The 13,776-nt window shown below is 61.3% G+C and carries 17 protein-coding genes; 4 read left to right on the forward strand and 13 right to left on the reverse strand.

Annotated elements, in window-relative coordinates:
• Positions 1–4: 4 nt before the first annotated feature.
• The gene (locus EOD07_RS05700; protein WP_127234304.1) at positions 5–238 is read right to left on the reverse strand and encodes a hypothetical protein; all 234 of its coding nucleotides are present in this window, start codon (positions 236–238) and stop codon (positions 5–7) included.
• 222 nt (positions 239–460) lie between these two features.
• Here EOD07_RS05700 and EOD07_RS05705 point away from each other — a divergent pair.
• Positions 461–1,415, forward strand: a protein-coding gene (locus EOD07_RS05705) for an IS630 family transposase (protein WP_127234305.1) whose coding sequence is annotated in 2 segments (ribosomal slippage) — positions 461–799 and positions 801–1,415 — 954 coding nt in all. Because the reading frame shifts where the segments join, the coding sequence is not laid out codon by codon here.
• On the opposite strand, the gene EOD07_RS05710 is transcribed toward EOD07_RS05705, so the two are convergent.
• The 3 genes from EOD07_RS05710 to EOD07_RS05720 form a co-directional block, all read right to left on the reverse strand.
• Positions 1,400–1,675, reverse strand: coding sequence for a hypothetical protein (locus EOD07_RS05710; RefSeq protein ID WP_127234306.1), 276 nt, complete (start codon positions 1,673–1,675; stop codon positions 1,400–1,402). The genes EOD07_RS05705 and EOD07_RS05710 overlap by 16 nt on opposite strands.
• Positions 1,676–1,749: 74 nt before the next feature.
• Positions 1,750–1,923 carry a hypothetical protein gene (locus EOD07_RS05715; RefSeq protein ID WP_127234307.1) on the reverse strand — a complete coding sequence of 58 codons (174 nt, stop codon included), beginning with the start codon at positions 1,921–1,923 and terminating at the stop codon, positions 1,750–1,752.
• 11 nt (positions 1,924–1,934) lie between these two features.
• A complete protein-coding gene (locus tag EOD07_RS05720) occupies positions 1,935–2,213 on the reverse strand; it encodes a hypothetical protein (RefSeq protein ID WP_127234308.1) in 279 nt (92 codons plus the stop codon).
• A 73-nt stretch (positions 2,214–2,286) separates the two neighbouring features.
• Between EOD07_RS05720 and EOD07_RS05725 the strand changes: the two genes are divergently transcribed.
• The gene (locus EOD07_RS05725; RefSeq protein WP_127234309.1) at positions 2,287–2,631 is read left to right on the forward strand and encodes a hypothetical protein; all 345 of its coding nucleotides are present in this window, start codon (positions 2,287–2,289) and stop codon (positions 2,629–2,631) included.
• A gap of 202 nt (positions 2,632–2,833) precedes the next feature.
• On the opposite strand, the gene EOD07_RS05730 is transcribed toward EOD07_RS05725, so the two are convergent.
• Entirely contained in the window at positions 2,834–3,538 is a 705-nt protein-coding gene (locus EOD07_RS05730; protein WP_127234310.1) for an SOS response-associated peptidase, read from the reverse strand.
• 57 nt (positions 3,539–3,595) lie between these two features.
• Here EOD07_RS05730 and EOD07_RS05735 point away from each other — a divergent pair, with 57 nt between their 5' ends.
• A complete protein-coding gene (locus EOD07_RS05735) occupies positions 3,596–4,423 on the forward strand; it encodes a serine protease (protein ID WP_127234311.1) in 828 nt (275 codons plus the stop codon).
• Between the two features lie 182 nt (positions 4,424–4,605).
• Here EOD07_RS05735 and EOD07_RS05740 read toward each other — a convergent pair whose 3' ends face one another.
• Positions 4,606–5,253 carry a hypothetical protein gene (locus tag EOD07_RS05740; protein WP_127234312.1) on the reverse strand — a complete coding sequence of 216 codons (648 nt, stop codon included), beginning with the start codon at positions 5,251–5,253 and terminating at the stop codon, positions 4,606–4,608.
• Between the two features lie 138 nt (positions 5,254–5,391).
• Here EOD07_RS05740 and EOD07_RS05745 point away from each other — a divergent pair, with 138 nt between their 5' ends.
• Positions 5,392–5,979 carry a hypothetical protein gene (locus tag EOD07_RS05745; RefSeq protein ID WP_127234313.1) on the forward strand — a complete coding sequence of 196 codons (588 nt, stop codon included), beginning with the start codon at positions 5,392–5,394 and terminating at the stop codon, positions 5,977–5,979.
• A 170-nt stretch (positions 5,980–6,149) separates the two neighbouring features.
• Here the strand turns inward: EOD07_RS05745 and EOD07_RS05750 are convergent, their stop codons facing one another.
• The 7 genes from EOD07_RS05750 to EOD07_RS05785 all read right to left on the reverse strand — a co-directional run.
• A complete protein-coding gene (locus EOD07_RS05750) occupies positions 6,150–6,677 on the reverse strand; it encodes a flavodoxin domain-containing protein (RefSeq protein WP_127234314.1) in 528 nt (175 codons plus the stop codon).
• Between the two features lie 435 nt (positions 6,678–7,112).
• Positions 7,113–7,649 carry a cytochrome b/b6 domain-containing protein gene (locus EOD07_RS05755; protein WP_127234315.1) on the reverse strand — a complete coding sequence of 179 codons (537 nt, stop codon included), beginning with the start codon at positions 7,647–7,649 and terminating at the stop codon, positions 7,113–7,115.
• Positions 7,650–7,781: 132 nt separating this feature from the next.
• Entirely contained in the window at positions 7,782–8,348 is a 567-nt protein-coding gene (locus tag EOD07_RS05760; protein WP_245469876.1) for a cytochrome b/b6 domain-containing protein, read from the reverse strand.
• A gap of 7 nt (positions 8,349–8,355) precedes the next feature.
• A complete protein-coding gene (locus EOD07_RS05765) occupies positions 8,356–8,631 on the reverse strand; it encodes a PepSY domain-containing protein (RefSeq protein WP_073987414.1) in 276 nt (91 codons plus the stop codon).
• A 581-nt stretch (positions 8,632–9,212) separates the two neighbouring features.
• On the reverse strand, positions 9,213–9,620 hold the full coding sequence (locus EOD07_RS05775; RefSeq protein WP_127234318.1) for a DOPA 4,5-dioxygenase family protein: 408 nt from the start codon (positions 9,618–9,620) through the stop codon (positions 9,213–9,215).
• 274 nt (positions 9,621–9,894) lie between these two features.
• Positions 9,895–12,054: an ABC transporter ATP-binding protein/permease gene (locus EOD07_RS05780; RefSeq protein WP_245469877.1), complete on the reverse strand. Its 2,160-nt coding sequence runs from the start codon at positions 12,052–12,054 to the stop codon at positions 9,895–9,897.
• A 302-nt stretch (positions 12,055–12,356) separates the two neighbouring features.
• On the reverse strand, positions 12,357–13,776 hold a 1,420-nt coding region (locus tag EOD07_RS05785), incomplete at its 5' end, for a bifunctional diguanylate cyclase/phosphodiesterase (RefSeq protein ID WP_164772080.1).

Genomic DNA, 13,776 nt, shown 5'->3' on the forward strand with positions numbered 1-13,776 from the left:
GATTTCAGGGACGAAAAATAGGCTGTAACGGCTGTAGGCCTTCGATCAGCATTTCATGGATCGCCAAAATCGCTTGATACGTCGGATCCGTTATATCCAGCCGGAGGATTTCTCCCCGACGTGTGGTGACAAAGGTTTTGTTTTCGAACGAGTCCATAATTACGAACGTCGAGCCGGCGGCCGCTTTGACAAGCGGCCCATCGGCTCCGGATGTGACCCAATGCCTTTCAGGCTTCATGGCGTTTTCCGCCGCATGGGCTGATGCATTCCGAGTTGTTTTGATAGTCGGAAAGGCGGCGTCGAATTGGACGATGGCCTTTTGGGGGGTGGAACTGTCAATGAGGTGAGGCGCCAGCTGCGACCCGGCCAAAAAATTAGAGCGTCGGACGCTCAGGTTGAATCGCGAAGGATTCCTCTGATGTTGGGTTTGTGATTCACTTCCTTATGGAGGTGATTTGCTATGCCCAAGCCCTATTCGCTCGATTTGCGTGAACGCGTTGTGCGGTTTGTCGAGGCCGGCCATTCGCGGCGAGCGGCGGCGGCCCATTTTGGGGTGTCGGTTTCCTTCGTCGTGATCCTGATGAGGAACTATCGAAAGACCGAGAGCCTGGCGCCCAAAGCCAGCGGTGGCCGCCGCCATTCCAAGCTCGAGCCGCATCGTGCGTTCCTGCTTGGTTGTGTGGCCGAGAAGGACGACATCACCATGCCGGAGCTTGCCGCCCAGCTGGTTACAGCTGCAGGCGTTCAGGTCGCTCCCGCCTCGATCTCACGTTGGCTCATCAGGAACGGCTACCGCTTCAAAAAAAACGCTGCTGGCCAGCGAGCAAGATCGACCCGACATCAGCAAGGCGCGTCAGGAGTGGCAGGCCAAACGTCAGCCGCGGATGCGGCTTGAGCCACATCGGTTGGTGTTCATCGACGAGACCGGAACCACCACGAAGATGACGCGCCTGCGCGGTCGCTGCCTGAAGGGTCGGCGGTTGCGCTCAAAGGCACCTTTCGGACATTGGAAGACACAGACCTTCATCGCCGGGCTGCGCTGCCATGGGCTCACCGCTCCTTTCGTCGTCGACACGCCGATGAACCGGCGCATCTTCGAGACCTATGTCGAAACGCAGCTCGCTCCGACACTGGCAAAGGGCGATGTCGTCATCCTCGACAATCTCGCTGCCCACAAGAGCCCGGCCGCCGAGGCAGCCATCCGGGCCAGAGGCGCATGGCTGCTCTTCCTGCCGCCCTACAGCCCCGATCTCAACCCGATCGAAATGGCCTTCGCCAAGCTCAAGGCGCATCTGCGCGCAAAGGCCATCAGAACCATCGATGCCCTGTGGCAGGCCATCGGCGATATCTGCAATCTCTTCTCTCCAACAGAATGCAGAAACTTCTTCATTGCCGCAGGCTATGGACTCACATGAACGTCCGACGCTCTAGCTATTTCCTCAAGCGCCTCCTTAAAGAAATAAAGGCTCCTAATCGTAGAGTGAGCGCCTATGTAGGTCCAATCTTTTGCCTGTTCAAACCGTTCCTTTGCGATTGCTTCAGGCCTTCTTCCCGCCCGGGCAGCGTCGGCAACCGCTGAAAGATAACGCTCGATTTCCGAAAACCCTGCATCAGCTAAAGCAATGCTGGTTTGTGCAATTTCAACCTGACGTTTCGCAATCGACATGATGCTCATCAGTTTATGCGCGTCTGCTCGTTGCACGTCAGATGCACCTACAAACCACAGTGGCAGAAGGTCTTTAGGCCTTGTCATTTCTGCCACGACCCTAACAGCGCATCGAGCCGCTGTTGAAGGTGTCCATTGAGCACGATCATTTCCTTGAGCGCCTTCACGGCATCGCCTTTGTGAAGCGCAATGAATTTGTCAGCGGTGGCTTGCAATACCGCTTCTTGCCGATTGTCGAGCCTGACAATGCCGTCCATTTTCGTCGCCGTCAGTGTTGTCGTCGGTGTTGCGCGGCTGTGGTGATGTAGATGTCAGTTTGTTCGCGCATCGCGTCCGACAGCGATAGCGCCATCTTTGGATCGTCGGGATAGATGGCCGACACCCAAACTGCGGTAAGTTCGCAAATTGCCTGCTTTTGGCTGACATCGGACAGCGTGCTTAACAGCTTGATGATCTTCTCGACTTTGCGATGAATTACAGGCCGCTCGCGCTCCACCGTCGCTTTCACGTCGAGGTAATCGGGGGAATTCAGATCGCTCGGGATCATCGGAAATGCTCCACTTTTCCCAAGTGAACAAAAACGGAACAAAATTGTCAAGGTCGAATTGACTTGGCCAGGAATGGGTTCCTATTCGTATCTCATGCCCGAGCAACCGCCCAAGCGCCGAACAACGATCTGGTTCCTCAGTTCCGCCGTCCAGCACGGGCAGTTGGTATGGGTTGATTGCGGGTATTGCCATGATCGCCATGGCCGTCGCTATTACGATCCCGGTGACCTGATAAAGCTCTTTGGCGATGTCGATGTGGGTCGTCTCAGCCGCGCGATGAAATGTGAGCGCTGCGGTCGAAACGACAACATTGAATGCGATGTCATCGTGCCTATCGCGGCCGAACGCGCGCGGATCACCGTGCGCCGTCTGATCAAGATAGAACTTCGGAAACGCCCTGTCTGGCGCGATGGCTAACCCTCTCCCTAATGACTAACATATAATGCGACAACTGCCGCAAGATACGAGACGGCCAGCATTGCGTATGCGATTTGAAGAGGGGTCATTTAGGTCTCCTAAGAATCGAGGGGACCTTCCATATACTACCCATTTTTCTTCCCGGAACGGGAAAATGATCCACGCTCTTGGAATTTTCAGCCACGCTTGCGGAATTCCACCCCTAGAACAACGATCCTTGGGCGGGCGATTGCTGCGGAAATTTGATCTGTGTGGCCGGCTTCTCGACAATCACCAAAGCATCGTCGGGCGCGGTCCGCTGCATGTGTCGCGCTTCGGACCACGGCGCTGTTAGCCACGTCTCGACTTCCTCGCGTGTGGTCAGAATCGCCGGCATTGCCTTTTCGTGGATGGGCGCAATCAGAGCGTTCGGCTTGGCCGTCATGAAGCCATAAAGCTCGTAATCGCCGGGACCGTCCTTGACCCGGCGAACGCCATGCCAGGGCGTCCACATGCCGGCGAAAAAGAACAGCGGCCGGTCTTCGCTGCGGGCGAACCAATAGTTGCGCTGAATGCCCGTCACGGGGTCTTTGTCGTTGGGCGTTGGGCTGGGCTCCGCAAAGCTTGTCACCGGCACGACGCAACGATTTTCCACGCCAACGTATTGCTGCCAATGGGCGTACTGCGGGTTGCGGATGTTGGTCGTGCCATAGTCGGCTTTGCCCTTCACTCGCTCTATTGGCGTTGGCATTCCCCAAAGCAGTTTCGCCAGCTCGCGTTGACCGTTAGCGGCGTTTCGGACCACCGGTCCGGGCATGTTGGGGTAGACATCAAGAGATGGTTCAAGGTTGCCCATGATGTCCCGCAAAGCGCGGGTCCATTCGCGGATGGCGTCTTGGCTGGTGGTGATGTTGTAAAGGTTGCACATAACGTTCAATGTGCATCAAGGAATTGCGGTCCGCTAGGCCGATCTCGGCAGGCGGCGGTGGGCTTTGAAGAACAACTAATCGAGTTCGCTATGGCGCTTGCTGACACAGTCGATCGCATCAGGTCCGGGGTCTTCCATATCGTCTGCCTTGATGACCAGGGCAATCGAATTGCCAGTGGAACAGCGTTCTCTAGCTACGGCTACCTCATAACGAACGCCCATGTCGCTCGGGTACCGGCGGGCTGCACTGTGTGGATCAGACGAGAGGGTGACGGTCAAAATGATGGCTTCAAAATAAAAGGGCAGAAATTTCGGTTTCAGCAAAAAAGTGCGTCAGACGAAAATAACTATGATTTCTCTATTATTGATTTACCAGAAGTTACAGAAAAACCTGGGACTTACTCTTTCACAATGCGTAGCCCAGAAAATTATCGCGTTGGGCAGATAGTAGCCTTTCTCGGATACCCTTTAGAGCATCAGAACCTATCCTGTCACTCGGGGATAATTTCATCACTCTATCGGTCGGGCCCAGTACGCGTCCTGCAGTTAGATGCAAGCGTAAACGTAAGTAACTCAGGCGGTCCGCTCTTTGACATCGAGAGCGGCGAGGTAATCGGAATTATTACGCGAAAAGCAACTGGCCTTACGAGGATCTTTGGGGAACTTAGAGAGGCGATAAACAAAAATTTGGCAATAGTAGAAGAAACAAGAAAATCTGGGTCAATAACACTGATGGGAATAGACCCAAACGCCGCTTTTGTTGCCAGTCAAAATCAGATGCTACATACAATTTCCGAGATCGAGCGGCAAGCTAACGTGGGAATTGGATATGCCTTTTCTGTCGAGCATATCATGAATGACAATCTTATCCATTCACGACTGTAGTGGGGGCCACTGCGACCCGTGGCGGAGAACCGCTCCGCCGAATTGTTTCCTGAAAAGTCCAGAAAGCAAGGCTTTGGCGATTTCGGTGCGCGATCACCTAACCAATCGAGTAACCAACAGCGCTTCGGAACCCCGAAGGTCGGAACCCGACCGCTTTGACACGGATCGGCAAGGCGTAGCCGCTAGGAATAGCCGCGACGGCTGACCTCTTCATGGCGTCTTATCTTTTCAGGCAAGGTCATCTCAACGCCATCCGAGTTTATCCATGCCCCTAAGAGCACCAATTGCGATCCAGTGGGCGCGCAGAGCCCCCTACTGTCTGCGCCGGGTTCATCTGCTGCCATTTCCCATCGGGTTATCGCCAAGTCCCTACTATTCCAACCGACTAACAATTCGTTGATCCACACCTTGGCGGAGAGACCGGCAATTGAATCGGTCGCCGACGACGGGGCCAGACCGCCGAATTGCTGCAAAGGGTCCCTCTCCAATTCACGTATGACCGTGGGAGCGAGCATTGTCACTAAATGCGCGTTCGCCCAACGGCCTAAGTTAGAGTCAGTAAGAAATTGCGCGCGGATGCCGCTAGGACCATTGAAGAACCGATCAAAGGTGAGAGGACTCACCTCGAATGGAAATTTGACACGCCAGCAATTCGGTAGCCGATCATCATTTGCAGCCACTTTGATCGGTTTGCCAGGCAAAACGTCGGATAAAATAGCGTCCACAATTTCGGCGAACGTCGGCGAGGCTTCGAGGCTGGCCCGCCTTTTGTCATCGAAGTTCGAACGAAAATGCCATTCATCGGATCTTGCGAAGGGAGGCGAAATCATCGCTGTTTTAGCTCACAATTGACTGATATCCGCCGTCGAACGGTAGCAACGCGTTCATGTGGCGAGGACTAACACAAGCAAGGTGGTTAAGTGGTCACACCTAGTCAGAAGCAGACGCTAGAACAGTATCGAGCCCTGATGGTCGAGGCAAAGGGCAGACTGCTGTGCATCGATATTGTGTTGGACGACAAGACGCCGCTGCCGCCGTTGGCCGCTGGCGAATTCTGCTACCTTCAATTGCGTATGCTGTGTGAGCTGATTGCGTTGGGTTGCCTTGTCGCGCACGGTGAGGTGCCGGGTGCGCGTTCGAGCAAGCTCCAAAGCGCTTGGTCGGCGGACCACATCATCGCAGCCATGGGCAGACTTCACGCGCATTTCTATCCCCGTCCTTTCACAAAACGAGAGGTAGGCGGTGAAATCAATTTCGATGAGATGCCGTCGTCCGAATATCTGACAAAGAAGGAACTTCCGAAGCTTTATGCGCTCTGCGGCAACATCCTGCACCGTGGCAGCTTGGGTTCCCTGCTGTCGGACAAAGCGGCAAAGCCAAATCGATCTGAAGTCGGCATGTGGCGGTACAAAATTGGAAACTTGCTCTCAATCCATCTGATTGAGCTCTTTGACATGCACACGCAATACATGTGCCAAATCAACGATTATGGACGTGGTGGGCACATCGAAATGGCTATCATGAATCTCAAAGAACCAATTCGAGATTCCTCTTAGCTCTTGTCGTGTCCGACCAAAGGGCAATCGCTGAGTTCATTGCGGCGCGGCTTCGTGTTCCAATGCGATTGGCATACACGGACAACCTTCCGCCGCTCGCTCTGTATTCTGAACAGGCGCCGCAAGCGCCCGCCGGGCGCCGGTGCTGGACAGGCCGGCTCAGTCGCAGCCTAGCCTACCATTGCGAGGAACCGGTCGGTGAAGCCGGCGAGCGCGTTCCAGTCGGTGAATTCGTGATCCTGCGCGGGACCTGGATCCTCGCCCTTCATGACGACGAATTTGACGAACTGCTCCTGGAAGTAATCATATTTGGTGAAGCGCAAGGCGCCGCCCAAGAGAAGTATCATGCTGGGCTGCCACCCGGTCACGGAGACGAAGCGGTCGACATATTTCTGGGCAGCGGCCTCGTGGCCTTCCAGCGCCGCCGACAGGCTGACCGATACCAGCGCCGAAGGCTTGCCGCTCAACAGGTCGTGATGCGCGAACACGAAGGTGGTGACGGCTTCCTGGTGGTGCTCTTGGTGGACCGACGCAGCAACAACGAAGGCGTCGAAATGCCCGAGCTTCAAATCGGGCGTGAACTTCGCGCTGTCCAGCAGCTCGACCTGATGCCCGCGCCCGCGAATGTCGGTCGCCATCCGTTCGGCGACTTTCCTGGTCTGCCCTTCAGTCGTTCCATAGACGATCAAGAGGTTCACGATGTCCCTCCGACGGTGGAAAGGCATTGGTGGGCCGATACCGTCTCGCCCGGCACGCCCGCGCCCCAATGCAACGGAGCGCATCATAGCGCATGAAAGGGGTTTCACGCATCGGTTTTCGCGGCGGCGCGGATGCCGGCGCGGGAGAACCGGGCGGAAGTTGTGGGACGACGGCGCTGCGCCATGCCTTATGCGATCGCGCCATGCCGCGGCGGGCGTTTTTTAGCTATCTTGAATATGCGGCGGACCCGGGTTCGCCGGGCCGGCGTCGGGGCGCTGCCTCCCTCAGGCAACAGGCGCCGGCCACTCAGAAAGCGGCCTCGCGCGTCCTTGGCCGCCTTCCAGAGCGTTTCACCGTTTTACGGAAACGGCGAACCGCTCTATCTCTTTGTCTGACGCAATTCCGGACGGAAAACCGCCTTTCCTGGAATTGCTCTATTCGCGGCCGCCGGCGGGCTCGTTCGATACCAGCGGGTTCATGCGCTCCAGCGTTCCGTCCTTCATGACGAACTGGTGCCATATCGCGATCAGCGCATGGGCGCCGGCCAGCCACAGGATCAGCGTGCCGCCGGTCTCGTGCAGGTCGGCGATCAGGCCCGGCGCGCCCTGCACGGGCGCGGCGAGCGCCGGCAGGTCCAGCCCCAGGAAGGAGACCGGGACGCCGAGGCGCGAGGCGGCATACCAGCCGCTGAGCGGCAGCGCGATGAGGAACAGATAGAGCAGCGTGTGGCCGGCGCGCGCGGCAAGGTCCATCCAGCGGCTCTGCGGGTCCTCGACGCGAGGCGCCGCGCCCAGCCAGCGCGCCAGAAGGCGCGGCACGACCAGCAGCAGCACCGCAAGGCCGACGGTGAAATGCACATAGGAAGGGTCGGTGCGCGCATGGCGCCCGCCCACCGCGGTGAACCAGGCAATGACGACCAGCACGGCGGTAAGCCAGTGGATGGCGATGGTGATCTGTGTGTAGCGCCGCATCGGGCTTCTCCGTCTTGCAAGGCTCGCGCGTACCCCAAGGCCGGGAGCGCCCCGGATAATCGCGCAAGCTCATATAATGTTGCCGCGGGCTCCCAGGCAGGCGCCCGCGGTTGCCCCGGCCCCGGGGCGGGCTCAGGCGATGTCGGCGGGCTCGGGCCTGCGCTTGCGCCCCGTGATCATCGCCCGAACCAGGTTCTCGCGATGGCGAAGGCTTGCCAGCGCCACGCCGCCTATGTGGAGGAACACGAGCACCAGCAGGCCGTGCGCGGCCAGGCTGTGCGCATCCTCCACCCAGGAAACGCCGAAATAGGTGTCCGTCGTCTGCATCCACCCGGTCACCGCCACCGACACCATCATGGCCATCAGCACGACCACCATCGCGCCGCCCGCCGGGTTGTGGCCGATATAGCGGGCTTCGCTGCCTTTGATGATGGCGGCGAGATAGCGCAGCACTGTGGCGGGATCGCGCACGAATTGCGAAAAGCGCGCATAGGGCGTGCCGACGATGCCCCACACCAGCCGCATGGCGACAAGCGAGGCGGCGGCGTAACCGGCCCAGTGGTGGATATCCTCGAAGCTTTGAGGGGTGAACCAGGCGACGGCGAAGCTCAGCGCCAGCGCCCAGTGGAAGCCGCGCACGACCCGGTCCCAGACGCGCACCACGTCGTGAGACGGGCGCGCGCGGGCTTGTGCCGGCAAGGCTCGATCAGTTTTCGCCGGCTTCGGCATTGTCGAGCTTCTCCAGGGTCTCGGCATTGTAGGCGGCGTTGACCTTCTTGCCGTCCTTGCCGACCGCATAGACCTCGTAGCAGCCCTTCTCGGTCTTGATCTGGCGGACGGTCAGGCCCTCGCCTTTCAACTGCGCCTCGAGCGTCGCCTTGGGCTGGAACTTCGATTTCGCGGCCGTGCTGCAGGTGCCGGCAGCCAGGGCCGGTCCGGCGATCACGCCCGCGAGGGCGGCAAGAACGAGAGTGCGGTACATGAGAGCTCCATTCGGTTGGGGAAGTTGAAGTGCGACTGGTGTTTCGGCCGACAGGCCATGACGGCTTGCGCGCGTCATTGGCACGCCATAGCGAATCCAACCTGACAACCGCCTGACAATCGTGGGAATGCCGGCAAGGCCGGCATGCCTCGACGGGACGACCGCCGAGGCGTCGGCGGCTGGTTCAGCAGGCGCCGCCGAAGAGCGTGAGGCTGGAGGATCAGGTCGAGCAGGTGGCGCCGGCGTGAGGGCGCAAACGGCATTCGGCGGCGGCCACGCCTGTCGTTAGCGCAAAACCGAGGTCACTTTTGCGCGACATGGTCGTTGATTTGATGCATGTCGTCGCCGCAAAACCGAGGCCACTTTTGCGCGACATGGCCTTTGATTTGATGCATGTCGTCGCCGCAAAACCGAGGCCACTTTTGCGCGACATGCATTATGCGATCCTGCTTATGCGATCGCGCCATGTCGCGACGGATGTCTTTTAGCTATCTTTAATATTGCGGCGGACCGCAGGTTCGCCGGGCCGGCGTCGGGACGCTGCTCCCAGCAGGCAACAGGCGCCGGCCACCGGAAGCGGCCTACACGTTAAGCGTCGGCTGCGTGTTCACCTCCAGCGCTTCCTCCGCCTCGTCCTCTTCGCCGAGCACCTCGCCATGCACGCCGAGCGCGCGACCGATCCAGATCGGGTCGATCAGGTGGTCGCGCTTGGGGTTGGTGGTGTTGGGGTGGATGAGGATGCTCAGGCCCCCGTGGTTCAGCATCAGCCAGGGAACCAGCGTGGCGAAGATTTCGGTGGCGAAGGAGACCTGGTACATGGCCTGCTCGTGCGGACCGACCGGCTCGTCGCGCCAGTTGCCGAGGCGCACGCGGAAACGCTCGCCGATGCGCTCGCGCAGCCATTCGGCCTGCCGGCGCTCCTCCGCATCGCCGTAATAGATGTGGGCGTGATAGCTGGCGATCTCCGCGAGTTGCCTGACGTCTTTCATCGCGATGCTCCCCTCCCCGGCGGTCGTGCCGAGTGGAACTCTAGGCGGTTCTTTGTTTCCTGGAAACGGCTGGCCGCTCTACAGACTGTTCAGCATCGGGGCGGTTGGCGCGTAATCACATACGCTGACGCTGCCCCCGCTCCGGAGGGAGAGGAAAGAGCCAGGACGACGGGCCGCGCCCTTCCTCTCCCCCGTCGATCGGGGAGAGGTGTCGAGCGAAACTCGACGGAGTGGGGGTCGACTGGCGCGACTGCGCACAGCTTCGAAGCGTCCCCTACCCTTTGCCGCCATTCACGCCGCTGCCCCACAGCGCGCGCTGGATCAGCCCCCGCTTCCTCTTGCGCGACACAAGCTCCACATCGCTGACCAGCCGCGCGCCGCCCTCGCGCCGCTCCAGCGTGATCTTTCGCGTGTGGAAGGCTTCCAGCTCGGCGCGGTGGGCGACGCTGATGATGGTGACCCTGGGCAGTTGCTGGATCACCGTCTGCATCATCTTGTCCTGGCTCTTCTCGTCCAGCGCCGAGGTCGCCTCGTCGAGCACGACGATGTCCGGCGCGTGCAGCAGAAGCCGGGCGAAGGCCAGGCGCTGCTTCTCGCCGCCCGACAGCGTCTGGTCCCAGGGCGCCTCCTCCTCCAGCCGGTCCTTCAGATAGGCAAGGCCGACCTTGTCGAGGGCGGCGTCGATCTCCTTCGTCTTCCAGTTGTCGGCGGCGGCCGGATAGGCGGTGGCGCGGCGCAGCGTGCCGGACGGGATATAGGGGCGCTGCGGCAGCATGAAGAGACGCTTGTCCGGGTGGAAATCGACGCTGCCGCTGCCCCACGGCCACAGCCCGGCGATGGCGCGCACCAGCGTCGACTTGCCGGTGCCGGATTCGCCCGAGACCAGCACGCGCTCGCCGGGCTCGATCTCCACCTCGGTTTCCTTCACCACCGAGGTGCCGTCGTCGAGCGTCACGGAAAGATTCCTGAGGCTGAGCATGGCGCCATCCGCGGTCTCGCCGCGCTGGATGCGGCCGAGCCGGTCGTTCTTCTCGGCGCGCTCCAGCCCGTCGAGCGACATCATCAGCGAGGCGATGCGGCGGGCCGAGGCGTTCCAGTCGGCGAGCCGGGGATAATTGTCGACCAGCCAGCCGAACGCCCCCTGCACGAGGGCGAAGGCGGAGGCGGCCTGCATGACCTGCCCAAGGCTCATCGAGCCGTCGAGGAATTTCGGCGCGCATAGAAGCACCGGCACCACCGGCGCGAACAGGCTGGAGCCCTGCGAGACCAGCGTGGTGCGCATGTGCTGGCCGGTGAGCCGCGCCCAGCGGCCGAGCACGCCGGCGAACGTGCGGTCGATGCCGGCGTTCTCTTCCTCCTCGCCGCCCAGCAGCGCGATGCTCTCGCCGTTCTCGCGCACACGCGTCAGCACGTAGCGGAACTCGGCTTCGGCCTGGTTCTTGTCCTCGGAAAGCTGGACGAAGCGGCGGCCGATGGCGAACATCGATGTCGAGGTGATCGCGGCATAGATGACCGCGGTGACGACGAGGAAGCCGGGCACGGTGATGGTGGAGCCGCCCAGCGTGAAACTCAGCGCGCCGCCGATGGTCCACAAGACGACGATGAAGGTCGAGGCCGACAGGAAGGCGTTGAGAACGCCGGCGATGAAATCGACAGGCGACTCCGTGGCGATGCGCAGATCCTCGGTCAGGCGGGCCTCGGGGTTGGCATGGTCGCCCTTGACCAGGTTGAGCTGGTAATAACGGCCGCTGGCCAGCCAGCGCTGGATGACCGCCGTGGTCAGCCAGGAGCGCCATCGGCGCTGCATGGTCATGCGCAGATAGACCTGGGCGACCACCAGGCTGATGCTGCCGGCGACCAGCGGCAGGAAGATGGCGCTGAGCCAATAGACGGTGTGGGCGTCGCGCTGCTCGATGGCGTCGAAGATCGCGCGGTTCCAGCGGTTGATGCCGTACTGAAAACCGACATTGACGCAGATCAGCGTGAGCAGCCCGATCGTCAGCGGCCAGGCGAGCTTGTCGCCGCGCAAGCCCCAATAGCCACGCCCGCTGATCCAGAAGCGCCGCAGCAGATATTTCTTGCGCGCCCGCTCCGCCTCCTCCGGCGAAAGCGCGGGACCGGGCTCGCCGGCCTCGGGCGGCGGCGACCCGGCATGGCCGATGGCCTCCGGCGCGGCGTCGGCGGTTGCTTTTTGCTCGGGCGGGCTCTCGCCGGCCGGTGGCTTGTCTTGCCGCGACTTGTCGCCTTTCAGCCTGTCTTCTGGTTTGTCTTCCGCTGCCTTATCCGCGCGCGGTTTCGCCGCGCCGCGCGGTTTCGGCTGGCGCGGCTTTTCGTGGCGCGGGAGATTGGGGCGCGACGTCGCCGGGCGCGGCTTGCTTTCACCACGCTCAATGGCGCTGTCGTCCGGTTTCGGTTTGCGCTTGGCCGGGGGCATCGCGCGACAACGGCCCAAAAATCAAAAGGTTTCATGCGAGTGCCGCCCGGGGGTAATCGCATAGGGCGGCGCTGCCCCCTCTCCGTCCGCTACGCGGACACCTCTCCCCCGCCTTTGGCGGGGGCGAGGAACCCAAGCTTTTCGAGGCCGCGCCCTTGGCGATTGGCGTTTCCTCGCCCCCACAAAGTGGGGGAGAGGTGGCTCGGCGCGCAGCGTCGAGACGGAGCGGGGGCAGCGCTGCCATATGCGATTGCCCCAGGGTGCCCGCTATGCCGCTACCCTGCCCTTTCGCGACTCCCCGCTCAAGCGGCGTTGCCGCTGCGGGGATTGCGCAGCGGCTCGAAAATGACCTCGGCGCCTGCGACGTCGAAGGCGAGCGCGTCGGGCATGGGGAGCGCCGCCGAGAAAAGATAACCCTGCCCGATCATGCAGCCCAGCGAGCGCAGGATCATGCGGTCGGCGTCGGTCTCGACACCCTCGGCCATCACCTCGATGCCTAGCGTCCGGCCGAGGCCGATCACCGCCTCGACCACCGCCTGGTCCTCCACGGATTTCGCCAGGTCGCGCACGAAATCCTTGTCGATCTTGATCTTGCGGATGCGCCTGTCCTTGAGCGACACCAGGGTCGAGAAGCCGGTGCCAAAATCGTCGAGCACGATCGATATGCCCGCATCCGCCAGGCGCCCGACCTTTTCGTCGACCCGGTCGCGGTCGACCGGCGCCTCCTCGGTGATCTCGATCTCGAGCATCGCGGCGGGCACATTCCTCGCCTTCAGGCCGGTCAGGATCATGTCGTCGACATTGCCGGCTTCGAGCTCGCGCGGCGACAGGTTCATCGCGACCCGGACATCGCGGCGTCCGTCCCTCACGAGCTCGCCGATCATGGCGCAGCAATTGAGGAACACCGTCTCGGTCAAAAGCGAAAGCAGGCCGGTTTCGCGCGCGGCGGTGACGATCTCGGGCGGCGCGATGGCGCCGTGGACATCGTGATGCCAGCGCAGCAGCGCCTCGAAACCGACGACCGCGTTGGTGTCGAGCCGCACCAGCGGCTGGAACCAGGAACAGAGGGCACCGTTTTCAATAGCCCCACGCAGATCGCGCTCGATGCGGTTCTTGCGTTCCAGCGCGGCGTCCAGCCCGGCGTCGAAGAGGCAATATTCGTTCCTGCCGCCGCGCTTGGCCGCGTAGAGCGCGAAATCCGCCTTGAGCAGCATCTCGGTCAAACGCGGCTTTTCCGATTGGTAGATGCCGACCGAGGCGCCGACGCGCACCGAATTCAGCTCCGGATCCGGATTGGCGATGGCGGCGATGATGGCGGAGGCAAGCTCGCCGGCCGCTTGCCGCGACCTGCAGGCGGAAAAAAGCAGCACGAACTCGTCGCCGCCGATGCGCGCGATCGTGGCGCCCGCCGGGGCGTGAGCCTCGATCCTGCGCGCCACCTTGACCAGAAGATCATCGCCGATGGTGTGGCCATAGGTGTCGTTGACGGATTTGAAGCCGTCGAGGTCGATCAGCATGGCGACGAACGGGCCGTCGGACAGCCCGAGCCTGGCGATCGCCTGCTCCAGCCCGTAGCGGTTGAGAAGGTTCGTCAGCGGATCGCGCCTCGAGTTGCGCTCCATCTCGGCGGCGAATTCGCGCGCCTCGTATTTGAGACGGCTCGTCTCGCGGAAGCGCGATTGCCCGAGCATCGCGCTCCTGATCATGCCGCCGAGGAAAAGC

Source organism: Mesorhizobium sp. M2C.T.Ca.TU.002.02.1.1 (assembly GCF_003997225.1).

Coding starts and splice junctions, on each gene's coding strand:
- EOD07_RS05765 (WP_073987414.1), bottom strand. CDS start 8,631: ATGTACCGCACTCTCGTTCTTGCCGCCCTCGCGGGCGTGATCGCCGGA.
- EOD07_RS05745 (WP_127234313.1), top strand. CDS start 5,392: ATGGTCGAGGCAAAGGGCAGACTGCTGTGCATCGATATTGTGTTGGAC.
- EOD07_RS05740 (WP_127234312.1), bottom strand. CDS start 5,253: ATGATTTCGCCTCCCTTCGCAAGATCCGATGAATGGCATTTTCGTTCG.
- EOD07_RS05780 (WP_245469877.1), bottom strand. CDS start 12,054: ATGCCCCCGGCCAAGCGCAAACCGAAACCGGACGACAGCGCCATTGAG.
- EOD07_RS05725 (WP_127234309.1), top strand. CDS start 2,287: ATGGGTTCCTATTCGTATCTCATGCCCGAGCAACCGCCCAAGCGCCGA.
- EOD07_RS05710 (WP_127234306.1), bottom strand. CDS start 1,675: ATGAGCATCATGTCGATTGCGAAACGTCAGGTTGAAATTGCACAAACC.
- EOD07_RS05715 (WP_127234307.1), bottom strand. CDS start 1,923: ATGGACGGCATTGTCAGGCTCGACAATCGGCAAGAAGCGGTATTGCAA.
- EOD07_RS05720 (WP_127234308.1), bottom strand. CDS start 2,213: ATGATCCCGAGCGATCTGAATTCCCCCGATTACCTCGACGTGAAAGCG.
- EOD07_RS05700 (WP_127234304.1), bottom strand. CDS start 238: ATGAAGCCTGAAAGGCATTGGGTCACATCCGGAGCCGATGGGCCGCTT.
- EOD07_RS05730 (WP_127234310.1), bottom strand. CDS start 3,538: ATGTGCAACCTTTACAACATCACCACCAGCCAAGACGCCATCCGCGAA.
- EOD07_RS05755 (WP_127234315.1), bottom strand. CDS start 7,649: ATGCGGCGCTACACACAGATCACCATCGCCATCCACTGGCTTACCGCC.
- EOD07_RS05775 (WP_127234318.1), bottom strand. CDS start 9,620: ATGAAAGACGTCAGGCAACTCGCGGAGATCGCCAGCTATCACGCCCAC.